The organism is Caballeronia sp. J97, from assembly GCF_905220305.1.
GTDB lineage: Bacteria > Pseudomonadota > Gammaproteobacteria > Burkholderiales > Burkholderiaceae > Caballeronia.
The window spans coordinates 1-471 of the sequence record NZ_CAJMZL010000100.1 but is presented as its reverse complement, the minus strand read 5'-3'; the positions used below and the strand labels follow the sequence as shown (position 1 = coordinate 471).

At 57.1% G+C, this 471-nt stretch carries 1 protein-coding gene; it reads right to left on the bottom strand.

Features of this window, described 5'->3' with window-relative positions; genetic code table 11:
* On the bottom strand, nucleotides 1-391 hold a 391-nt coding region (locus U4Y90_RS36010), incomplete at its 3' end, for an acyl-CoA dehydrogenase family protein (RefSeq protein ID WP_321801911.1).
* Nucleotides 392-471 lie beyond the last annotated feature (80 nt).

The following is a 471-nucleotide window of genomic DNA, read 5'->3' as shown; positions in this document are numbered from 1 at the left end:
AGGGCTCGGTCACGCCCATCGATTGCACACGCAACTCGCCCGCGGCGATGCGGGGCAAATAGCGTTGCTTCTGCGCCTCCGTGCCACTGAACACGATCGTGTTCATCACGTACATCTGGCCGTGGCAGGCGCCGGAGTTGCCGCCTGAACGATTGATCTCTTCCATGATGACGGAGGCTTCGGCCATCGACAGACCGGGGCCGTCATAGTCCTGCGGAATCAGCGCAGCAAGCCAGCCGGCCTTCGTCAGGGCGTTGACGAATTCCTCCGGATAACTACGCGCCTCGTCGATCTTGCGGTGATAGTCAGCGGGAAACTGACTACACAGGGCGCGCACGGCGTCACGAATCTCCTGGTATTGGTCCGGGGCGGAAAGCATGGAAGCGCTCATGAAGGAAGATCCGTAAGTAGCTTTGGTCGAGTCATAGTAATATTTGATGGATCGTTGGAAAAATAGAAATAACTGATCGA